The sequence below is a fragment of the Glutamicibacter sp. NPDC055354 genome (assembly GCF_053644955.1).
Genome location: NZ_JBSHMB010000002.1, coordinates 627,004 through 649,383, shown reverse-complemented (window position 1 = coordinate 649,383; position 22,380 = coordinate 627,004). Strand labels below are relative to the sequence as shown.

Here is a 22,380-nt window from a genome sequence, read left to right as displayed (position 1 = left end):
TGCAATGCCTCAAGCAAATGTTATGTATTCACCAAATAAAAATATTCGGTATCAACAAACTTGGCACACTATTGAGTTCTCAAACAACAAACACTCTCGACACCACAACCACCAATCCTTCGATGACTGCTTCGCTCCGGAGCAACTTTACAAGCTTACCACCAAGTTGACTGTTGTCAACTCGACGTTTCAGTCTTGTTCACCCCGCCGTTTCCGTTTCGCCCTTTCAGGCTGTCCGGATCAGCGGCGCGAGATAAAACTCTACACGGGTTCAGCTACGACGCAAAATCGGCCTACGGGTCGAATTTCAGCCCCTAATCCGACCTTGACTAGGGATTATCATAATTAGGTAAAACAAAACCGCCGGAAAAGTGTCTTGGTTCACAAGCTTTTCCGGCGGTTTAGTGTAGTGCGGTAGTTACTGGGCCCTACTTGGCCAGTTCAGCCACTGCCATGTTCTTCTTGCCGCGGCGCACGATCGCGTAGCGGCCATGCAGGAAGTCCGCCTCGGCCAGTTCAGTTTCGATGCCGCCAACCTTGCCGTTATTGACGTAGGCGCCACCTTCAGCGACCGTACGGCGTGCTTCGGACAATGACTTGCTCAGGCCCGAGGCAACCAGGACATTCAAAATGCCCAGATCGTCCGCAGCAACCTTCGCCGAAGGCAGCTCCGCTATAACCGATTCCAGGGTAGGAAGATCAATCGCGCCCAGATCGCCATTGCCGAAGACCGCAGCCGAAGCGGCGATCACCTGCTCGGTAGCCTGCACACCGTGAACCAGGGAAGTGACTTCCCAGGCCAAGGTGCGCTGGGCGACGCGCTTGAACGGGCGCTCTGCAACTTCGGTTGCCAGTTCCGCGATCTGCTCGCGGGTCAGGAAGGTGAATACCTTCAAGCGGTCGATCACATCCGCGTCGGAGGTGTTCAGCCAGAACTGGTAGAAGGTGTACGGGCTGCACATTTCGGCATCCAGCCAGATGGCGTTGCCCTCGGACTTGCCGAACTTGGTGCCGTCGGAGTTGGTGATCAGCGGGGTGCCGTAGGCGTGCACCGAGTTGCCCTGGACCTTGCGGATCAGGTCGGTGCCGCTGGTCAGGTTGCCCCACTGGTCCGAGCCGCCGGTCTGCAGGGTGCAGCCGTACTGGCGGTTCAGCTCCAGGAAGTCGTAGCCCTGCAGCACCTGGTAGGAGAACTCGGTGTAGCTGATGCCCTCGTCGGAGTTCAGTCGCGCGGCGACGATCTCCTTCTTGATCATCGTGCCCACACGGAAGTACTTGCCCACATCGCGCAAGAAGTCCAAGGCCGACAGCTGCTGCGTCCAGTCCAGGTTGTTGACCAGCTGCACCGCGTTCTCGCCCTCATCGGAGAGGAAGCGGGAAACCTGCGCCTGGAGCTTGGCGACCCACTCGGTCACCGTCTCCCTGGTGTTCAAGGTGCGCTCCGCAGTTTGGCGCGGGTCGCCGATCAGGCCGGTGGAACCGCCAACCAGGGCCAGCGGCTTGTGGCCGGCCAGCTGCAGGCGGCGCATATTCAGCAACTGCACCAGGTTGCCCAGATGCAGGGACGGCGCAGTGGGATCGAACCCGCAATAGTAGGTCACAGACTCTTCGGACAGGGCTCGTTCCAGCTCGGTTTCGTCGGTGGACACGTGCACCAGGCCGCGCCACTTGAGTTCCTGCCAGACGTTCTCGAAAGATGCGTCGTTGCTCTGTCCCGCAATCACGGGATTCTGCTTCGTATCAGACATGCTCACTGTGACCATTTTCTGTCTTCGTTCTGCCCCGAGTGCCCGCGTTGCTGCTTGCGTGCACCTGTGATCGCACCGGGAGTTGGGGTTGCCTTCCCGGCGCATGGGTTTAAGGTTATCGCTTGGTGGCAGGCTCGTGCCACTTCCCCGGCCCGCCCCTTGGTCACATAGCCGACCCCGCGGTGCGCTGCTAGCCTTCCAGGCCTTCAGGCAGTTCGCGGGTGTGGACCACGCGCAGGCGCTGGGTGGTACGGGTCATTGCCACATACAAATCGCCCACGCCGCCGTCCACCTCGTCGACCAGCTCGGCCGGTTCCAGGATCAGCACGCCGTCGAATTCCAGGCCCTTGGACTCGCGCGCGGTGATCACCACGATGTCCTGGCTCAATCCGCCCGAACCGGCGCCAACGCGGTCGCCATGCACGTCCTGGACCGCCGCGCGGATGCGGGCCAGATCCTGCTGCGGCACGATGATCGCCTGCAGTCCCCCGGCCGAGTACTCCAGCTCTTCGCCCAGCGCGGCCAGGACCGCATCCTGGACTTCGGCCTCGGTGGTTTTGGTCAGCACCGGTGGCCAGTCGCCTTCGCGGACCGCCTGCGGGGTGGTGATCCGCAGGCCGGCGGCCTGGGCCACGCGCACCGCCGCGTCGGCGATCTGCGCCGGGGTGCGGTAGTTGACGGTCAGCTCTTCGAGCTCGAAGCGCTCACCGAAGAACGGCTCCAGGGCCTGGGACCAGCTGCTGGCGCCCGAGGCGGCCGAGGTCTGGGCGATGTCGCCCACGATGGTGAAGGACTTCATCGGGCAGCGGCGAACCAGCAGGCGCCACTGCATCGGCGAAAGCTCCTGCGCCTCGTCGACCACGATGTGCCCGTAGGCCCAGGTGCGATCGGCGACGGCGCGTTCGGCGGCCGTGAGCCGGGCCGCAGTTTCCTGGTTCACCCCGGCCACCTGCTCCGCGGTGACCACACCGTCGATGCCGGCGTTTTCCAGCATGGTGTGCATATTGCGCAGCGCGGCCTTGGCATTTTCCACGTCGGCCTCGTACTGGGCGGTGTGCGTGCCGGCCAGCGGGTCGGCGAACTCGCCGAGCAGCCCGGATGCCTCATCGAGCAGCGGCACATCGGCCTCGGTGAACGGCGAGCCGGCCCGGCGGTACAGGGCGTCGCGGTCCGTTTCCTTCAGGTGCGGGGCCGCGGCGGCCAAAAGGTGCGGGGTGGCGAACAACTCGGCCACCAGCTGCTGCGGGGTCATCGGCATCCAGCACAGGTTCAGCGCCACGCGCACATCGTGCGATTCGCGCACTTCCTGGGGCAGGTAGGAACGGTCGGTGGTCGAGGACTGCCCGGCCGATTCCTCCAGCTTGCGGCGCAACTGCTCGGCCAGGTCCCCCACCAGCACCTTGACGAAGGTTTCGCGGGCCTCGTTGTAGGGCTTGTGGGTGTGGCGGGCTCGTTCGCGCGCGTTCTTGACCATCTTCGGGGTCAGGGTCAGGCGGGTTCCCTCCACGACCAGGGTGCGGGTTTCCGGAATCAGCCGCTGGCGGTTGCGCACCGCAGTGGCGATCACCCTGGCCATGGACAGCTGGCCCTTGAGCCGGGCGACGGTGCGGTTGGTTTCCGGCACGGCGTGGATGCCGTGGTACAGCTCGCCCACCGAGGACATGACCACGCCGGTCTCGCCCAGCGAGGGCAGTACGCGCTCGATGTAGCGCATGAAGGAAGTGGACGGGCCGACGATCAGCACCCCGGCGTTCTTCAGCCGTTCGCGGTACTCGTAGAGCAGGAACGCCGCGCGGTGCAGGGCGACGGCGGTCTTGCCGGTGCCCGGACCGCCCTGGACCACGACGGCGCCGGGCAGCTGCGCGCGGATGATCGCATCCTGCTCGGCCTGGATGGTGCCGACGATATCGCCCATGCGGCCGGTGCGCTTCTCGCGCAAAGCGGCCATCAGCGCGCCCTCGCCGTGGTGGGTGTGCCCCTCATCCAGCCAGGTCTCGTCGAGCACGTCGTCCTCGATGCCGGCCACGGTCCGGCCCTTGAGCATCAGGTGGCGGCGGCGGCGCACCCCACGCGGATTCAGCGCGGTCGCCTGGTAGAAGGGGGCCGCTTCGCTGGCGCGCCAGTCGATCATCAGCCGGTTCAGGTCCTCGTCGGACAGGCCGATGCGGCCGATGTAGCGGGGAGTGCCGGAGGATGAGCCGTTGCCGGCTTCCTGCCCCTGGCCGTTGGCTGCCATATCCAGGCGGCCGAAGACCAGGCGGTCCTCGACGGCGTCGAGCTGGGCAATCCGGTCCTCGTAGAGGGTGGCGAAAGAGTCGCGTTCGGACATGTTCTGGAAGGTGCCCACCGCCCCCTGGGCCCGGGTGCGCTCAAGCTGCTCCACCTTTTCGGCGCGCAACTCGTCCAGCCGCGCGTACAGGCGGCCCACATAGTCGGATTCAGCTAACAGATCGGCCTCGATCGTATCGGTCAACCCAGTTTCCCCTCGCGCTCAAAATGTGCCCCTGCGCAAAGCACAGGGCCCTACGTAAAACGGTTCCCACGTAAAAACACAGGACAGATAATGATACGCGCCTTTGGCCCGGCGCAGGTAATCGCGCGCACCGGTGCCAAGCGCTGGCCGGGCCCGCTGCCGGGCTGTTCGCCAGCGGCGTGGAAGCGTGGCGGTTTGTTACCTGCGCGCCGCTTCCCGGCTGCCGCTTCGGCACCGCGCTGCCCGGCTCAGGAGTGGACGACCTGCAAGGAGAGCACCTTGTGCCCCGGCAGCTTGGCCCGTCCTTCGAGGCCATCGAGTTCCAGCACGACGCCGACGCCGGCGATCCTGGCACCGGTCTGCTCCAGCAGGCGGACCGCTGAACCCACGGTGCCGCCGGTGGCCAGCACATCGTCGAGGATCAGCACGCGGGTGCCCGGGGCGATCTCGTCCTTGTGCACCTCCAGGCAGCTGGTGCCGTATTCCAAGGTGTACTCGTCGCGGTAGACCTCGCGCGGCAGCTTGCCGGCCTTGCGGATGGTCAGCATGCCCTTGCCCGAGGCGTAGGCGGCGGCCGCCGCCAGCACGAAACCGCGGGCTTCGAGGCCCGCGACGATGTCGAACTGCCCCTCAAAGGGGGCGATCAGCTCGTCGACCATGCGGCGCAGGCCGGTCGGGTCGGCGAAGACCGGGGTGAGGTCCTTGAAGGAGATCCCTGGCTGCGGGTAGTCGGGCACGATCTCGCACAGTCGATCCAGCAGGTCGCTAATGCTCTCAGAAGTAGTCACGCCTAGTAATTTTAGTCCCTTCGCGCGCCGCACGCCGCACGATCGTGCATAATCATGAGCACATTTTGGGCGGTGTCCATGCGGTACGGCGGTTAACCATCCAGGCTAGCGGTTCATCAAGCGATCGCTGGGCCAGGGCAGCAGCTGCGGGTCCGCGGCCCCGTCGGCGGCCGCGGTAACCTGCACCGGCCCGGCCGCCGGGCGGCCGGCCATCCATGCGGCCAAGTCGAAATCGGTGCCCGAGAGCACCCACGATTTCGCCCCGTCCCCGAGCACGATCCGGGGTTTGCCATGCGGCTGCAGCACCAGGCGGGTTCCTTCCGGAACGCGGGCTTCGAGCGCCCGGAACAGATGCGCGCTGAATGCCGGCGGCCAGCTGGCGGCCGGGCGCAGGAATTCGTCCAGGTCGGTGGCGTGGATCAGCATCTCTCGCCAGGTCGCGTACATCAGGTCCGCGGCCTTGGCCCCCGGGCGGTACCCCACCGGCTGCTCCCACGTGGCTTCGGCACCAGGCAGGGTGGCGCGCAACTGGGCCAGCGCGTCGGCGGCCAAGGCGCGCAGGGACTCCGGGCGCATCAGCGCGGTCATGTTGATCGCCTCGATCCGGCCCTCGGCGCCCCCGTCGTACATCAGCGGCGGCCGCTGGGCTCCGGCGTACTCGAACTGGCGCACGGCGGCCTTCGCGAAGGAGGCCAGATGCGCGATCAGCTGGGCGGTGCTCCAGCCCGGCAGCGAACTGGGCTTGCTGTACTGGGTGTCGGGAACCTCCCGCACCTGTACGGAAAGTTCATCCAATGCGGTGGTGACCTGCCCAATGAGTTCGGCAGGGGCCAGGAGTCGAGTCATGAATCACACTTTAGCGCGAATCGGGCGCAAATGCGCAAGGGCTCGAAGCCGTGGTTAAGGCGCAAGTGGCCGCCGGGCAGGATTCTTCCCGCGCGGCGGCCGCTTGGCCCTGCCTGGTGCTACTTGGCCCAGGCCTTGATCTGGTCGAGCTGACGCTCGAACTCGGCGAGCTGCGCTGCGACTGCGCTCGGGGCGGTGCCGCCCTGGCCGTTGCGGGCGTTCAGCGAACCCTCGGTGGAGAGCACCTCGCGCACCGCCGGGGTCAGGTGCTCGGAGATGCCGGCGTATTCCTCGTCGGTCAGGTCCCACAGTTCCACGCCGCGCGATTCGGCCAGCTGCACCGCAGCGCCGGAGAGTTCGTGGGCGTCGCGGAACGGCACGCCCTGGCGGACCAGCCATTCGGCGATGTCGGTCGCCAAGGCGAAGCCCTGCGGGGCCAGATCCGCCATGCGCTCGGTATTGAAGGTCAAGGTGCCCATCATTCCGGCGACCGCCGGCAGCAGGATTTCCAGGGTGTCCGCGGCGTCGAATACCGGTTCCTTGTCTTCCTGCAGGTCGCGGTTGTAGGCCAGGGGCAAGGCCTTGAGGGTAGCCAGCAGGCCGGTCAGGTCGCCGATCAGGCGCCCTGCCTTGCCGCGGGCCAGCTCGGCGATATCGGGGTTCTTCTTCTGCGGCATGATCGAGGAGCCGGTGGAGAAGGAATCGTGCAGCTTCACGAAGCTGAATTCCTTGGTGGCCCAGAGGATGACCTCCTCCGAGACGCGCGAGAGGTCAACGCCGATCATGGCCGCGATCCAGGAGAATTCGGCGAACACGTCGCGGGCGGCGGTGCCGTCGATCGAGTTGTGCACGGCCGAGTCGAAGCCCAGCTCGGCGGCGACGAAGTTCGGATCCAGGCCCAGGGTCTGGCCGGCCAGCGCACCGGAACCATAGGGCGACACGGCGGCACGCTTGTCCCAGTCGACCAGGCGCTGCACATCGCGCAGCAGCGGCCAGGAGTAGGCCAGCAGCAGGTGCGAGAGCAGGATCGGCTGGGCATGCTGCAGGTGGGTGCGCCCGGGCATCGGCGCATAGGGGTGCGCCTTGGCCTGCTCGACCATGGCGTCAAGGGTGTCGATCACGCCGCGGGCGATGATCCGCGCGTGGTCGCGCAGGAACATCCGGCCCAGGGTGGCGATCTGGTCATTGCGCGACCGGCCGGCGCGCAGCTTGCCGCCCAGGGCGGTGCCGGCGCGCTCCAGCAGGCCGCGTTCCAGCGAGCCGTGGACGTCTTCGTCGGTTGGCGCTGCGACATAGGCCTCGGAGATGACGTCGGCTTCGAGCTGGTCCAGGGCGGCGATCATGTCTGCCAGCTCGGCATCGGTGAGCAGGCCCGCGCGGTTCAGCACCTTGGCATGGGCACGGGATCCGGCAATATCGTAGCTGGCCAGGCGCCAGTCGAAGTGGGTGGACTTGCTCAGCGCCGCCATTGCATCCGCTGGGCCGCCGGAGAAGCGACCGCCCCAGAGCGATCCTTCATTTGTTGACGAGGCCATGGCCCGTTCCTTTCTGCCGGAGAAAATTGACGTTGCACCCTACTCTAGCAAAGCTTTATGCAATGTAACTCATATTTATGCAACGGTGTGCCGATTCATGCATCACATGCTTATCGCTGCGGCCTGCTCTGCGGGGCCTGGCTAGGCTCCGGAACACGCAGGAAACCTTAGGTTTTGCCTCTTCCAGTACTCAGCGCCCGGGCGTATGGTGTGATCATAGAGCCGATACGGAACGTTCTTCGGAGGTACCCAATGGAAATCCAGCTGTACCGGGGTGATATCACCACCCTTCATGTTGATGCCATCGTCAATGCGGCCAATCCTTCGCTGCTCGGTGGAGGCGGCGTCGACGGCGCGATCCATGCAGCTGCTGGTCCCAGCCTGCTGGCCGCCTGCCGGGAAATTCGGGCCAATCGCTACCCCGACGGGATTCCTTCGGGCATTGCCGTCGTCACCAAGGCCGGCAACCTGCATGCCAAGTGGGTCGTCCACACCGCGGCCCCCAACTTGGCGCTGATCAAGCCGAACCCCAAGATCCTCGACGACTGCTTCGTGAACTCCCTGTATGTCGCGGCCCGCCACGAGGCCCACTCGATCGCGTTCCCGGCGATTGGCGCAGGGGCGTTCGGGTGGGATCCTGAGCAGGTTGCCAGCATCGCCCATGCAGCGATCAGCCGGTGGATCGAGACCAATAAGCATATTTCGCCGATCCACAGGATCATCCTGGTCGCGCATACCGATGAGGTCCAGGCCGCCTTCGAGCGGGCGTTCTCGCTGGATGCAGTGGAGGATATTGCCGCCTGACCGAATCCGAATGGCATTAACGCACGAACTCTGCCGCGCACTCCCAGTCGAGGGCGCGGCAGTTTTGCGAGGTCGGGCAGCTAGGTGCGGGCGAAATAGGTGTTGCGCCGCGGCAGCTGCTGCGGATCCAGATGCTTGGGCAGGATGACATGGGGCAGGCCCTTGATCTTGACCATTTTCAGATAGCCGCTGTGGACCATGGTGTGGTGCAGTGCGCAAAGCGGGCAGCAGTCCTGGAGTCGGGTATGGCCGCCCTTGGCCCACGGTTTGAAGTGGTGGAATTCGATCAGTGCCGGGTCTGCCGTGCAGCCTGGGACCAGGCAGCCGCCGTCCCGGTCGCGGGCGGCAAGTTTCATCCAGCGCGGGAAGAGCCGGGCGTCGCGTCCGATATCCATGACCACCCCGTCCGCGTTGTAGATCGGGCTGATCACCTTGGCTTCGCACAGCATGGTGCGCAACTGGGGCGCGGAAATTTGCACGCCGTGCGCGCTGATGCCGGTGAGCGATGCGAGATCCTGGAGATCCTCGAAGCGCGCGTGCACCACGATTTCGGGGGTGATGCGCTTGCCCCGGCTGTCGGGGCCGATATTGCGCAGGATTGCATTCAGCGCATTGAGCCGGCGTTCGGGCACCGAACAAGTTGCCGGCAAGCCCGGCAGTGGTGTGCCCGGCGGGTTCGGCGGGTCGGGATCTGGCGTGGCATCATCCGCAGGAGCTGGCAGGCCAACGCCCGCCCAGTCCGGAGCAGGTTGGTCGCTGTTCCAGAGGTGCTCCGCGGGTTCTTCCCACTCGGCCTTGCCACCAGGCGCTTGCTGGCCGCCGTCGGATTCCGGGTCGGGGTCGGGGTCGGGCTCCGGGCCGGGGTCGGGGTCGGGCTCCGGGCCGGAAGGGCTGTCGCTGGCGGCGCCTGCGGCCTGGCGGGCGGCGGCGCCGGCCTTGGTGCGCTTGTTGTCGGCCTGCGTGATCAGCGATTCCCAGAGTTCCGCGTCGATCTCCCGGACACGGACGATGAATTCATGAACCCCATTGACCACCTTGCCGCGGAAGAGGCCCAGCTTCGGGGTCGTAGCCTGGTCGTGCGCGTCCTTGTACTCCTTGATCAAGCCATTGATGCGCTTCTGCCGGATGCGGATCTGGTCTTCCCTCAGGTGCGCGGCGGCATGCTCCTCCAGCAAGGTGCCGTCCGCGGCCTTGGCAGTGGCCGTGGTGGGCAGGCCGTCGAAGGTGGTGTCTTCGGGTTCGAACTTGTCCAGCGCGCGGGCGGTTTTCAGCACCTCGCGGGGATCCGACGTGCTGTGCAGGCCCGGCAGGGCCCAGCCGGCCGGCGACAGCAGGGCCTCCGTGGACGGATCTGCGACTGGCGTGCCTGGGGCGGGAGTGCCGGCGAAGTGTTCTGCGAGCAGGGTGAAACGCGGGGCGCAGGCAGCGCCGGCGATATCCTTGCGGGCGTGGACCAGATGGGCGTCCTTGACGCGGCGGTCGGCCTCGAAATAATTCACATCCAGCATCTGGGACAGGACGGTGGCCGCATCGAGGTAGAGGGTGCGGCCGGGCGCGAATTGCGCAGGAGCGCTGAAATCGGTGGTGCCCGCGCGCAGGTGGTCGAATTCGGCGAGGTCCAGGGCGTGGGCGGCGCTGGTCTCCACCTGGCTTGCCGCCATCACGACGGTGCGGGCGGCTTGCCGGCTGAAGGCTTCGGCGAAGTGGGCGTGGGCTAGCGCGAGGCGCGGATCGGCGCAGCCCGAGGCCTGGGCGCAGAGGTTCTGGAACAGCAACAGGCACGCGGCTTCGGCGCGCAGCAAGCTGGCGGCGTCCAGCGGGGTGCCGCTGGCCAGCTGCTGCGCCACGGTCCCCAGGCTGGCGGCCAGTGCGGGTCCCGCGGTGCTCGTGGCGCTGGCGCTCTGAAGTGGTTCCATGCCCCGATCATCGGGCGCCATCTCGACCGGCATGGCAAAGCCGCCGCGGACTGTGGAGAAGTTCGCGGCGGCAAGCGCCCGATCACCTGGCGGCGCCGGTCAACGCGGCTCGGCCAGCTGCAGGAAGCGGGCGGCCACTTCGGCGCCGCCGTCGGCCGCGCGGGTGGTGACCATGATGGTGTCATCCCCCGCGATGCAGCCCAGGATCGAGGGCATCTGCGAGTGGTCGATGGCCAGGGCCAGCAGGTTCGCCGCGCCCGGCGGGGTGCGCAGCACCACGATATTCCCCGAGGCCTCGGCGGTGACCAGCTGCTCGGCGCAGATCTTGGCCAGGCGCGCGTCGAGCACTTCCTGGGTGATCGCGGTCTTCGGGGAACGGTCCCCGCCTTCCTGGCGCACCGCGTAGATCAGCTGCCCGGAATTGTCGCGGATGCGCACCGCTCCGATTTCCACCAGGTCGCGCGAGAGCGTGGCCTGGGTGACTTCCAGCCCGTCGTCCTTGAGCAGGCCGAGCAGCTCGGCCTGGGACTTGACCGAGTTGTTGCCCAGGAACGCGCGGATGCGGGCCTGGCGGGCGGTTTTGGTGCTTGGCTGGGCGGACATCCTAGAGCTCCACTCGTGGATCTTCGGCCAGGCCGGAGGCGACCATCAGCCAGGCCATCACGGCCTTCTGCGCGTGCACGCGGTTCTCGGCCTCGTCGAACACGACCGACTGCGGGCCGTCGATGACCTCGGCTTCGATCTCGTAGCCGCGGTAGGCCGGCAGGCAATGCAGCACGATCGCGTCGTCCTTGGCCAGCTTCATGGCTTCGGCGGTTACCGAATAGCCGGTGAACAGCTGCTGGCGTTCGGCCTTCTCGGCTTCCTGGCCCATGGACACCCAGGTGTCGGTGACGACCACGTCGGCGTCTTGCAGCGCAGCGGCGGCATCGGTGGTGATCGTGGCCGATCCCCCGGTCAGCGCGGCGCGCTGCTGCGCGGCCTCGATGATGCGGGCTTCGGGCAGGTAGCCCTCGGGGCCGGCGATGCGCACGTGCATGCCGGCGGTGACCCCGGCCAGCAGGTAGGAGTTGGCCATGTTGTTGGCCGCGTCGCCCAGGTAGGCCATGGTCAGCCCGGCGGTCTTGCCCTTGTGCTCGCGCACGGTGAGCAGGTCGGCGATCAGCTGGCAGGGGTGGTAGTCGTCGGATAGCGCGTTGATCACCGGAACCGAAGAGTTCGCGGCCATTTCCTCCAGGCCGGACTGGGCGAAGGTGCGCCACACGATGGTGGAGACCATGCGCTCGAGCACCTTGGCGGAGTCGGCGATGGATTCCTTGTGGCCCAGCTGCGAATCGGCGGAGTTGATGATCAGCGGCGAGCCGCCGAGTTCGGCGATGCCGGCGTGGAAGGACACGCGGGTGCGGGTGGAGGTCTTGTCGAAGAAGACCGCAACGCTCTGCGGGCCGGCGAACGGCTGGTAGCCGTACTTGTCGGCCTTCATCGCCGCGGCCAGGTCCAGCACCTTGGACTGCTCGTCGGGGGTGAAATCCAGGTCGGTCAGGAAGTGGCGGGTTGCGCTCATGGTGTTAGTCCTTTGCTGTCGCAGGGGGTGGTCGCGAAGTTGCTGCCGGCCGCTAGCTGGCGGCGCTGATCAGCTGCGGCAGGGCCGCGATCAGGGTGCCCAGCTGCTCGGTGGTGATTACCAGCGGCGGGGCCAGGCGGATGGTCTTCTCGTCGGTGGCGTTCACGATGAATCCGGCATCCAGCGCCGCGGCGACCAGCTTCGGCGCGTTGGCGGCGGCCAGTTCGAAGGCGGTGAGCAGCCCGGCGCCGCGCACGGCGGCAATGCCCTCGACGCCTGCCAGCTGCTCGCGCAGCCAATCGCCGGTGGCGCGCACATGGGCCAGCAGGTTCTGGGATTCGATGGTGTGGATGACGGCCAGGCCGGCGGCGCAGGCCACCGGGTTGCCGCCGAAGGTGGTGCCGTGGTCGCCCGGGGCCAGCCAGGCGGTGTTCTGCTCGCCGAACACGATCATCGCCCCGATCGGGAAGCCTCCGCCCAGGCCCTTGGCCAGGGTCATCACGTCCGGGATCACTGGGGCCGAGGCGAAGAACGCCCCGGTGCGGCCCATGCCGGTCTGCACCTCGTCGAAGACCAGCAGGGCGCCGGCTTCGCGGGTGATGTCGCGGGCGGCCTGCAGGTACTGCGCGGAGAGCATCTTCACGCCGGCTTCGCCCTGGATCGGCTCGATGAAGACCGCCGCGACGGTTTCGTCCACCGCGGCACGCAGCGCGTCGATGTCCCCGGCCGGGATCCAACTGACGTTTTCGGGCAGCGGGGCGAAGGGCGCGCGGTACTTTTCCTTGTAGGTCAGCGACAGCGCGCCCAAGGTGCGGCCGTGGAAGGAATGCTCCAGGGCGATCACCTTGGTGCGCGGGGCCTGCGGCGTGCCGGCGTTGCGCCGGGTCAGCTTCAGCGCGGCCTCATTGGCTTCGGTGCCGGAGTTGGCGAAGAAGACCTTGGAGCCGGCCGGGGCGGCGGAGATGTCCAGCAGCTTCTCGGCCAGCGCGATCTGGCTGGGGGAAGTGAAGAAGTTCGAGACATGGCCCAGGGTGGACAGCTGGCTGCTGATCACGGAAGCCAGCAGCGGGTGCCCGTGGCCCAGGGTGTTGACCGCGATGCCGCCGAGCAGATCCAGGTACTGGTGGCCATCGGCGTCCCAGACATGGCAGCCGGCCCCGCGCACCAGCACGCGCTGCGGGGTGCCGAAGACGCCGAGCAGGGAGCTGGAGTAGCGTTCGGCCAGGGCGGCCGAGGACAGCTGCGCCAGCCCGGCAGCTTCAGCGGTTCCGGCCAGGGCGGAGGAGGTGGTTTCAGCGGCGTGCTCGCTCACTTGGCGTCCTTCTTTTGTGCGGTGGCCGGGAGCACCTGGGTGCCCACGCCGGCGGTGGTGAAGATTTCCAGCAGCATCGAGTGCGGGGCGCGGCCATCGACGATGTGGGCCTGGCCCACGCCCCCGTCGACGGCTTTGAGGCAGGCGCCCATTTTCGGGATCATGCCCGATTCCAGCGACGGCAGCATGGAGCGCAGCTCGTCGTTGGTGATCGAGCTGATCAGCGAGGACTTGTCCGGCCAGGCGGCGTACAGGCCCTCCACGTCGGTGAGGATCACCAGCTTGGCGGCGCCCAGCGCGGTGGCCAGCGCGGCCGCCGCGGTATCCGCGTTGACGTTCAGCACCGCTCCGGTGGGCTCGCCGGATTCGTCGAATTCCGGGGCGACGGTGGAGATGACCGGGATCATCCCGGCATCCACCAGCGAGTCCACCTGGTCGGTGCGCACGGTGGTGACCTCGCCGACCAGCCCCAGGTCCACGGGCAGGCCGTCCACGACCGTGCCGGTGCGCACTGCCTGCAAGGTGGCGCCGTCCTCGCCGGACATGCCCACCGAGTAGGGTCCGTGCGAGTTGATCAGGCCGACCAGGTCGCGCTGCACCTGGCCGGTGAGCACCATCCGCACCACGTCCATGGCCTCTGGGGTGGTCACGCGCAACCCGCCGCGGAATTCGGATTCGATCCCCAAGGTGTCGAGCATCTTGTTGATCTGCGGTCCCCCGCCGTGCACTACGACCGGGTTGACCCCGGCGTGGCGCAGGAACACGATGTCTTCGGCGAAGGCGCGGCGCAGATCGTCGTTGACCATCGCGTTGCCACCGTACTTGATGACCATCGTGGTCCCGGCGAAGCGCTGGATCCAGGGCAGCGCCTCGATGAGCGCTTCGGCCTTGGACTGGGCGATATCCAGGTTGGTGCGGGCGGTGTGGGCCATGGGAGTGTTCCTTGTTTCTGCCTAGCTGGAGTAGGCGGAGTTCTCGTGGACGTAGTCGTGGGTCAAATCGTTGGTCAGCACGGTGGCTTGCTCGGTGCCCGCGTTCAAATCGATCTCGATGGATACGTTGCGCTCATCGAGATTGACCAGGTTGCGGTCTTCGCCGACCCCGCCGTTCTTGCAGACCATGACGCCGTTGATCGACACGTTCAGCTCATCGGGTTCGAAAGCGGCTTTGGTGGTGCCGACCTCGGAGAGCACTCGGCCCCAGTTCGGGTCCTTGCCGAAGACCGCGGTCTTGACCAGGTTGGAGCGCGAGACGGCCTTGGAAACTTCCAGGGCGTCGGCTTCGGTGGCGGCGTTGTAGGTGCGGATCGCGATGGTGTGATCGGCGCCCTCGGCGTCCTCGATCAGCTTCGCGGCCAGCTCGCAGCAGGCATCGGTCAGCGCGGCGGTGAATTCTTCCATCACCGGGGCGGCTCCCGAAGCGCCGGAGGCCAGCAGCAGCACGGTGTCGTTGGTGGACATGCAGCCATCGGAGTCCGCGCGGTCGAAGCTCATCGCGGTGGCCGCGCGCAGTGCGTCATCGGCCTGTTGACTGGTAAGCACCGCGTCGGTGGTGAGCACTACCAGCATGGTGGCCAGTGCCGGGGCGAGCATGCCCGCGCCCTTGGCCATGCCGCCGATGATGACCTGGCCGGAGCCCGGTGCCCCGACGATGCGGGAGACCAGCTTCGGCACGGTGTCGGTGGTCATGATGCCCGCGGCGGCCGCATCGGCCGCGTTCTGGTCGTCGGCCAGCGTATCGGCAGCGGCCTTCACGCCGGGAAGCAGCTTGTCCATGGGCAGCTGTTCGCCGATCAGGCCGGTGGAGGCCACGGCAACGTCACCTGCGGACACTTCGAGCAGCTGCGCGGCGTATTCGGCGGTCTTGTGGGTATTGGCGAAGCCTTCGACGCCGGTGCAGGCATTGGCTCCCCCGGAGTTGAGCACTACGGCGTCGATGCGGCCGTCGGCCAGCACCTGCTTGGACCAGTGCACCGGGGCGGCGGCCACGCGGTTGGAGGTGAAGACACCGGCGGCGGTGAATTCCGGTCCGTGGTTCTTGACCACGACGACGTCGTTCTTGCCGGTGGACTTCAGGCCCGCTGGCACGCCGGCGGCGCTGAAGCCTGCCGGGGCGGTGACGCCGGTGGCGGCGGCCGATGGGTGGGTGCTGGTGTGGGCAAGACTCACGGTGCAACTCCTTGCATGAGCAATCCGGTGTTTTCTTCCAGGCCCAGGGCGATGTTCATCGACTGGACGGCGGCACCTGCGGTGCCCTTGGTGAGGTTATCCAGTGCGGCGGTGACGATCACGCGGTTGGCGTGGGTGTCGAAGGCCAGCTGCAGCTGGACATGGTTGGAGGCCTGCACCGCTCCGGTGGTGGGCCACTGGCCTTCGGGCAGCAAGTGCACGAACAGCTCGCCGGCGTAGGCCTCGGTCCAGGCCTCGCGCAGCATCGCTTCGGTGACTCCCGCCTTGACCTTGGCGGTGGCGGTGGTCAGGATGCCGCGCGGCATCGGGGCCAGAGTCGGGGTGAAGGAGACGGTGACCGGCTCGCCGGCCAGCTTGGAGAAGCCCTGCTCCATTTCCGGGATGTGGCGGTGGGAGCCGCCCACGCCGTAGGTGCTCATCGAGCCCATGACTTCACTGCCCAGCAGGTTGGGCTTCAGCGACTTGCCCGCACCCGAGGTGCCCGAGGCCGAGACGATCACTACGTCGTCGGGCTCCAACAGTCCTGCTCCAAAGCCCGGGGCCAGGGCCAGCTGCGCGCCGGTCGGGTAGCAGCCGGGAACCGCAACGCGCTTGGTGCCGACCAGCTTTTCGCGCTGCCCGGGAAGTTCAGGCAAGCCATAGGGCCAGAAGCCGGCATGCTCGGAACCATAGAATTTCTTCCACGCAACGGCTGATTCCAGGCGGTGGTCCGCACCGGCGTCGATGACCAGGGTGGATTCGGGAAGGGCTGCGGCCACGGCGGCCGAGGCTCCGTGCGGCAGGGCCAGGAACACGACGTCGTGCCCGGCGAGGTTTTCCACGGTGGTGTCCACCAGTACGCGATCGGCGAGCGCATGCAGGTGCGGTGCGATCGAGCCGAGTCGCTGCCCGGCCTGTGAATGGGCGGTGATCGCGCCAATCTCTACGTCGGGGTGGGCCGCGAGGATGCGCAGCACCTCGCCACCGGCGTATCCGCTGGCGCCGGAAACAGCTACTGAAATCGTCATGACCAGATTCTACCGCGAAATATTCACCCGCGCTAATAAATATTCATAAAATTATTTGTCACGTAACCCGACATCCAGCCCAGGCGGGCCCGCGCAACGACGCAAAGTCCTACACTTGCCGTAGAGACCAACCCGGGAACCGTTCCCCCGGATCCCCCCGCACGCACGCCAGGAGTACCGCGCCATGCAGCAGCAAGCCATTGTGGTTAATGAACCAGCAGATGCCAACGGATTGGAACTGGGCCAGGTGCCCGTTCCCGCCCCGGGACCCGGCCAGTTGCTGGTGAAGGTCGCCGCCACCGGAGTGAACTTCATCGAGACCTACCAGCGCAGCGGCGTCTACAAGGTGGATTACCCTTTCACCCCGGGCAGCGAATTCTCCGGCGTAGTGGAGCAGATCGGCGACGGGGTGCAGAACTACAAGATCGGCGACCGGGTGGCCACTGCCTCGGGCACCGCCGGCTACGCACAGTATGCGCTGGTTGAGGCCAAGCGTGCGGGCAAGGTCCCGAATGCGGTGGAGCTGCGCATTGCCGCTGCCCTGCCGCTGCAGGGCATGACCGCGCACTACCTGGTGCATTCGAGCTACATGGTGCACTCCGGAGATGTCGTGCTGACCTACGCCGGCGCCGGCGGGGTGGGGCTGATCCTCACCCAGCTGCTCAAGCTCAAGGGCGCCACGGTAATCACCACCGCCTCGACCCAGGAGAAAAAGGACCTGGCCAAGGCTGCCGGCGCCGACTACGTGGTGGACTACGACCAGGTCGCCGCCACCGTCGAGCAGGTCACCGGCGGGGCCGGCGTGCATGCGGTGTACGACGGCATCGGCAAGGACACCTTCGAAACCTCGCTGGCCGCCCTGCGCCGCCGCGGCACCCTGGTGCTCTTTGGCGGAGCCAGCGGCCAGGTCCCGGATTTCAACCTGCAGCGGCTGAACGCCGGCGGGTCGCTGAGCGTGACCCGTCCGAAGCTCGATGACTTCCTGGCGACCGAAGAAGAGATGCACTGGCGCTTCGGCGATATCTTCGGCTGGGTGGCCGCCGGGGACATCGATGTGCGCATCGGCGCCGAATTCCCGCTGGCCGAAGCCGCCGCGGCCCATGCCGCGCTGGAATCGCGCGCCACCACCGGCAAGGTCATCCTGGTTCCCTAGCGATGGCTCACCAGCAATGATCGAGCAGCAACTGAGCCAGCACGCCGGCATCCGCCCCGCCACCGACGAGGCGGTGCCGGCATACCTGCAGGCCCTAGGCATCCCGGGCCTGATCGACGTGCACGTGCACTTCATGCCGGAGAAAGTGCTGGCCAAGGTCTGGTCCTACTTCGATGGCGAAGCCCAGCGCGCCGGATACCCTTGGCCGATCGGCTACCGGCTGCCCGAGGCCCAGCGCGTTGCCGCGCTGAGGGAACTGGGCGTGATCGCCTACGGCACCTTGAACTATGCCCACCGCCCGGACATGGCCGCTTGGCTCAACGAATACTCGCGGCAGTTCGCCGACCGCCATCCCGAGGCGATCCGCTCGGGGACCTTCTACCCGGAGCCCGGGGCCACCGAATTGGTGCGCGCCCCGCTGGCCGAGGGGGTGCAGCTGTTCAAGGTGCATGTGCAGGTGGGCGGCTTCACCCCGCTCGATCCGCTGCTCGAAGGCGCCTGGGCGCTGCTGGCCGAGGCCCGGACGCCGGTGGTGATCCACTGCGGCCATGGGCCGCATGCCGGGCGGTTCACCGGGATCGGGCCGATCCGCGAACTTCTCGCCCGCCATCCGCAGCTGGTGCTGGTCATCGCCCATGCCGGCTTGCCCGACTATGCGCAGTTCGCGCAGCTGGCCGTGCAGCATCCGGGCGTCTACCTGGATACCACCATGGTGGGCACCGGATTCATGAACCGCATCGCCCCACTGCCGGCGGAGTATCCGCAGCTCGTGGCCGGGCTATCGCACAAGATCGTGTTCGGCTCCGACTTCCCGAACATCCCCTACTCCTACAGCCACCAGATCCAGGCGCTGGAATCCTGGGGGCTGGGCGCGGACTGGATGCGCGACGTGCTGCACCACACCCCGCGCAAATTGCTGCAGGCGGTGCGCAATAGTTGAGAGATGCATGACAGTTCAACCATATTCTTGGTGCGGGCCGCCCGCGGCACGCTTTAATGGTGACTGGAACCCTTGCGTTCCACCCCTCCAGGATCCACTTCACTTCCGGGACGCTCTCCCCCAGCGACCCATCTTGCACTCTTAGTGAAGGGCGGATCCGATCAGCATGGACAACGAACGAACTCCAGCGCCGGATGCACCAATCCATCCACCCCAGTTCCCCTCCGGAACCCTGGCGCCGGCTGCGCGCACCCTCATGGACATCCTGCAGGCCACCGCCCAGGCTCATCCCGATGCGCCGGCCATTGACGACGGCGAACGCGTAGAGAGCTACGCGGAGCTGCTCGAAGAGGTCAAGAACAAGGCCCGGCGGCTGCATGCCCAGGGCCTAGGCGCCGGCGACCGCATCGGCGTGCGCGTTGAATCGGGCACCCGGCACCTGTATGAATGGATCCTCGCGATCATGTGGGTTGGGGCCGCCTATGTCCCGGTCGATGCCGATGACCCTGACGAGCGCGCCAAGACCGTGTTCACCGAGGCCGAAGTCGCGGGCATCATCAAGGGACGCGATACCGTCGTGGCCGATAGCCAGCGCCCCAAGCCCTTTGCGAACCCGCGAATGCCTGGACTGGAAGATGACGCATGGATCATCTTCACTTCCGGTTCCACCGGCAAGCCCAAGGGCGTCGCGGTCACCCACCGTTCGGCAGCGGCCTTCGTGGATGCCGAAGCGAAGATGTTCCTGCCCGGCGATCCGCTGAACACCACCGACCGGGTACTCGCCGGACTGTCGGTCGCCTTCGATGCCTCCTGCGAGGAAATGTGGATCGCCTGGCGCAACGGCTCCTGCCTGGTCCCGGCCCCGCGCGCCCTGGTGCGCAGCGGCATGGACCTGGGCCCGTGGCTGATTTCCCGTTCCATTACCGCCGTTTCCACCGTGCCCACCTTGGCGGCGCTGTGGCCGGCGCAGGCCCTGGACTCGGTGCGCCTGCTGATTTTCGGCGGCGAGGCCTGCCCGCCGGAACTGGCCGGGCGGCTAGCCACCGAAGGCCGCGAAGTCTGGAACACCTACGGACCGACTGAAGCGACCGTGGTAGCCTGCGGCGCCACCATGGACGGCAGCGTGCCGGTACGCATCGGCCTGCCGCTGGACGGTTGGGATCTGGCGGTGGTTGATACCGAGGGGATCCCGGTCGCCGAAGGGGAATCCGGGGAGCTGATCATCGGCGGCGTGGGACTGGCCCGCTACCTGGATCCGGAAAAAGATGCCGAGAAGTACGCGCCGATGCCCACCTTGGGCTGGGAGCGCGCCTACCGCTCGGGCGATATGGTCATCAATGACCCGCTGGGGCTGATCTTCATCGGCCGCGTGGATGACCAGGTGAAGATCGGCGGACGGCGTATCGAGCTGGGCGAAATCGACGCCGCGCTCAACTCCCTTCCCGAAGTTTCTTCCGCGGCGGTAGCGGTACGCGAGACCGCCACCGGCAACAAGGTCCTTGTCGGCTACTTGCAGGCAGCGGAAAACTATGATCTGGGTGCAGCGCGCACCCGCTTGCTTGCCGACCTGCCGGCGCCGATGGTGCCGATCCTGGCGGTGATGGGCAGCCTGCCGATGAAGACCAGCGGCAAGGTGGACCGCAATGCGCTGCCGTGGCCGTTGCCGGGCGCCGAACTGGCTGCCGAGGGCTCCGGCCTGCCCGAACTCGATGAGACCGGGCAGTTTATTGCCGGAGCTTGGCGCGGCGCGCTGGGCGCTTCGGCCGCCGGCCTGGACGCCGATTTCTTCGCTTCCGGTGGCGGGTCGCTGGCCGCGGCCCAGCTGGTTTCGGCACTGCGTGCCCGCTACCCGGACCTGACCGTCGCGCAGCTCTACGACTACCCGCGTTTTGGTGCACTGCTCGAATACCTCGGCAGCCAGCAGCCATCCGCGACGCCGGCGCAGCCTCGCATGGTCAAGCGCACCCAGCGGGAAACCCAATGGGCGCAGTCCCTGGCCGCCGCGCCGCTGTTCATCCTCTCGGGCCTGCGCTGGTTCACCTACCTCATGCTCGGACACCTGGTGCTGGTGTTCCTCGGTGTTTTCGAGGCGCACCTGCCGACCCCGTGGTACGTGCTTGCCGGCCTCTGGCTGGTCTTCGTGACCCCGGTAGGGCGCATGGGCCTGTCCATCGCGGCCACGAAGCTCTTGCTCCGCGGCTTGAAGCCGGGGACCTACCCCCGCTCGGGTTCGGTGCACCTGCGCCTCTGGGTGGCCCAGCACATCGCCGACGTGGTCGATCCGGTGTCCTTGGCGTCCGCTCCGCTGCTGCCTTGGTATGCGCGGATGCTCGGTGCGCAGATCGACCGCACCGCGACCATGCACACCCTGCCACCGGTCACCGGCATGCTGCGAGTCGGCCCCGGAGCATCCATCGAGCCCGAGGTGGATATCTCGGGCTACTGGATCGACGGGGACAAGCTGCACGTGGGCACCATTGAGATCGGCGCCCACGCCTCCATCGGCGCCCGCAGCACCCTGGCCCCCGGGGCAGCCATCGGTGCGCACACCATCGTTGAAGCCGGATCCGCGGTCTACGGCCAGGCCCGCAGCCATTCCCGCTATGCCGGTTCGCCGGCGCAGCGCGAAGGCAAGGCCAAGCCGAAGTGGCCAACGCAGGAACCGGAGCACAAGGCGCTGCCCCGTATTCTGGGCGGCATCGGTTCCATGGCGTTGAACCTCGCACAGTGGCTCCCGGTGATCGCCGCGTTGCTGGCCATAGCCCCGGTACTTGGCAGCGCGCAATCGCTGGCCGGGATCGGCTGGCGGTTCATTCCGGCCGTGCTGCTAGGCGCCACCGTGTGGTTCCTGGCCACCATGGTGCTGACCATCGTTATTGTCCGCCTGCTTTCCATCGGCCTGGCAGAGGGGTGGCATCCGGTCACTTCCCGCGTTGGCTGGCAGGCCTGGGCTACCGAACGCGTCTTGGATACCGCCCGCGACCTGCTCTTCCCGCTCTACGCCTCGCTCTTCACCCCGATCTGGCTGCGCCTGCTCGGTGCCAAGGTGGGCCGCGATGTGGAGATCTCCACGGTGCTGCTGATTCCGAAAATGACCACCATTTCCTCGGGTGCGTTCCTGGCCGATGACACCATGGTTGCTTCCTACGAGCTCGGCGGCGGCTGGATGCACATTGCCCCGGTTCGCGTGGGCAAGAAGGCCTTCCTGGGCAACTCCGGCATCCTGCATGCCGGGCGCCGGGTGCCCAAGCGCTCGCTGATCGCGGTGCTGTCGGCCACGCCGAAGAAGATGAAGGCCGGCACCTCGTGGATCGGCTCGCCCCCGCACAAGCTGCGCCGCACCACCGTGGAAGGCGAATCGGATCTGACCTACCGCCCAACCCTGAAGCTCAAGGCGATGCGGGCGGGGTGGGAGCTGACCCGTGGCCTCGCGGTGTTCACCACGGTCGGAATTGCCGGCGGCGTGCTTTGGGCGCTGTCCGCCTTGACCGCCTACTTCAACCCGCTGGTCGCGATCCTGCTTTCCGGCGCGGTGCTGGTCCTGGCCGGAGCAGTCGCCGCCCTGGTGGCGGTCGCCGCCAAGTGGCTGGTGGTTGGCGTGATTCGCCCGGGCGAGCACGCATTGTGGAGTTCCTTCATATGGCGCACCGAAATGGTGGATTCCTTCACCGAGCTGGTCTGCGCCCAATGGTTCGCCCGCTTGGCTTCGGGCACCCCGGCCTTGGTCTGGTTCCTGCGCGCGCAGGGGGCAAAGATCGGCCATGGCGTGTGGTGCGAGAGCTACTGGTTCCCGGAAGCGGACCTGGTGACATTGGAAGACCACGCCACGGTGAACCGCGGCAGTGTCCTGCAAACCCACCTGTTCCACGACCGGATCATGTCCATCGACGCGGTGTCCCTGGGCGCCGGGGCAACGCTCGGCCCGCACAGCGTCATCCTGCCCGCCGCGCGGATCTCCGAAGGCACCACCACCGGGCCAGCCAGCCTGGTGCTGCGCGGCGAGGTGCTTCCGGCAAATACCTACTGGCGCGGCAATCCGGCGGTACGCTGGAACATCGAACCCGAGACCAAAGCCGAGCAACCGGCTGACCAACAAGCCTGAGGA

Annotated in this window: 16 protein-coding genes; 4 read left to right on the top strand and 12 right to left on the bottom strand. The window is 66.9% G+C overall.

What is annotated here, in order from left to right; genetic code table 11:
- Nucleotides 1-428: 428 nt before the first annotated feature.
- From tyrS to argH, 5 genes are all read right to left on the bottom strand, one after another.
- Nucleotides 429-1,748, bottom strand: coding sequence for a tyrosine--tRNA ligase (gene tyrS / locus ACWICV_RS13265; RefSeq protein ID WP_402472729.1), 1,320 nt, complete (start codon nucleotides 1,746-1,748; stop codon nucleotides 429-431).
- 190 nt (nucleotides 1,749-1,938) lie between these two features.
- Complete coding sequence (locus ACWICV_RS13260) at nucleotides 1,939-4,221, bottom strand: HelD family protein (RefSeq protein ID WP_454091147.1); 2,283 nt, start codon at nucleotides 4,219-4,221, stop codon at nucleotides 1,939-1,941.
- Between the two features lie 248 nt (nucleotides 4,222-4,469).
- On the bottom strand, nucleotides 4,470-5,009 hold the full coding sequence (locus tag ACWICV_RS13255) for an adenine phosphoribosyltransferase (protein WP_105658124.1): 540 nt from the start codon (nucleotides 5,007-5,009) through the stop codon (nucleotides 4,470-4,472).
- 105 nt (nucleotides 5,010-5,114) lie between these two features.
- Nucleotides 5,115-5,855, bottom strand: coding sequence for a maleylpyruvate isomerase family mycothiol-dependent enzyme (locus ACWICV_RS13250; RefSeq protein WP_454091146.1), 741 nt, complete (start codon nucleotides 5,853-5,855; stop codon nucleotides 5,115-5,117).
- 119 nt (nucleotides 5,856-5,974) lie between these two features.
- On the bottom strand, nucleotides 5,975-7,390 hold the full coding sequence (argH, locus tag ACWICV_RS13245) for an argininosuccinate lyase (RefSeq protein ID WP_105658126.1): 1,416 nt from the start codon (nucleotides 7,388-7,390) through the stop codon (nucleotides 5,975-5,977).
- Nucleotides 7,391-7,642: 252 nt separating this feature from the next.
- On the opposite strand from argH, the gene ACWICV_RS13240 reads away from it, so the two are divergent.
- On the top strand, nucleotides 7,643-8,194 hold the full coding sequence (locus tag ACWICV_RS13240) for a macro domain-containing protein (RefSeq protein ID WP_454091145.1): 552 nt from the start codon (nucleotides 7,643-7,645) through the stop codon (nucleotides 8,192-8,194).
- Nucleotides 8,195-8,274: 80 nt separating this feature from the next.
- Here ACWICV_RS13240 and ACWICV_RS13235 read toward each other — a convergent pair whose 3' ends face one another.
- The 7 genes from ACWICV_RS13235 to argC form a co-directional block, all read right to left on the bottom strand.
- Nucleotides 8,275-10,110, bottom strand: coding sequence for an HNH endonuclease signature motif containing protein (locus ACWICV_RS13235; protein WP_454091144.1), 1,836 nt, complete (start codon nucleotides 10,108-10,110; stop codon nucleotides 8,275-8,277).
- Nucleotides 10,111-10,209: 99 nt separating this feature from the next.
- On the bottom strand, nucleotides 10,210-10,713 hold the full coding sequence (locus ACWICV_RS13230) for an arginine repressor (RefSeq protein WP_105658129.1): 504 nt from the start codon (nucleotides 10,711-10,713) through the stop codon (nucleotides 10,210-10,212).
- 1 nt (nucleotide 10,714) lies between these two features.
- Nucleotides 10,715-11,674, bottom strand: coding sequence for an ornithine carbamoyltransferase (gene argF / locus ACWICV_RS13225; protein ID WP_454091143.1), 960 nt, complete (start codon nucleotides 11,672-11,674; stop codon nucleotides 10,715-10,717).
- Nucleotides 11,675-11,726: 52 nt separating this feature from the next.
- Complete coding sequence (locus ACWICV_RS13220) at nucleotides 11,727-12,986, bottom strand: acetylornithine transaminase (protein WP_105658131.1); 1,260 nt, start codon at nucleotides 12,984-12,986, stop codon at nucleotides 11,727-11,729.
- Nucleotides 12,983-13,918 carry an acetylglutamate kinase gene (argB, locus tag ACWICV_RS13215; protein ID WP_400290545.1) on the bottom strand — a complete coding sequence of 312 codons (936 nt, stop codon included), beginning with the start codon at nucleotides 13,916-13,918 and terminating at the stop codon, nucleotides 12,983-12,985. Before argB ends, ACWICV_RS13220 begins: the two co-directional genes overlap by 4 nt.
- 21 nt (nucleotides 13,919-13,939) lie before the next feature.
- The gene (gene argJ, locus ACWICV_RS13210; protein ID WP_400290543.1) at nucleotides 13,940-15,154 is read right to left on the bottom strand and encodes a bifunctional glutamate N-acetyltransferase/amino-acid acetyltransferase ArgJ; all 1,215 of its coding nucleotides are present in this window, start codon (nucleotides 15,152-15,154) and stop codon (nucleotides 13,940-13,942) included.
- Nucleotides 15,151-16,182, bottom strand: a complete 1,032-nt coding sequence (argC, locus tag ACWICV_RS13205; protein ID WP_402472183.1) for an N-acetyl-gamma-glutamyl-phosphate reductase — start codon at nucleotides 16,180-16,182, stop codon at nucleotides 15,151-15,153. Before argC ends, argJ begins: the two co-directional genes overlap by 4 nt.
- Before the next feature lie 184 nt (nucleotides 16,183-16,366).
- Between argC and ACWICV_RS13200 the strand changes: the two genes are divergently transcribed.
- From ACWICV_RS13200 to ACWICV_RS13190, 3 genes are all read left to right on the top strand, one after another.
- Nucleotides 16,367-17,335 carry a quinone oxidoreductase family protein gene (locus tag ACWICV_RS13200; protein WP_400290537.1) on the top strand — a complete coding sequence of 323 codons (969 nt, stop codon included), beginning with the start codon at nucleotides 16,367-16,369 and terminating at the stop codon, nucleotides 17,333-17,335.
- A gap of 16 nt (nucleotides 17,336-17,351) precedes the next feature.
- Nucleotides 17,352-18,275 carry an amidohydrolase family protein gene (locus tag ACWICV_RS13195; RefSeq protein WP_454091142.1) on the top strand — a complete coding sequence of 308 codons (924 nt, stop codon included), beginning with the start codon at nucleotides 17,352-17,354 and terminating at the stop codon, nucleotides 18,273-18,275.
- 166 nt (nucleotides 18,276-18,441) lie between these two features.
- Nucleotides 18,442-22,377, top strand: a complete 3,936-nt coding sequence (locus ACWICV_RS13190; RefSeq protein WP_454091141.1) for a Pls/PosA family non-ribosomal peptide synthetase — start codon at nucleotides 18,442-18,444, stop codon at nucleotides 22,375-22,377.
- Nucleotides 22,378-22,380 lie beyond the last annotated feature (3 nt).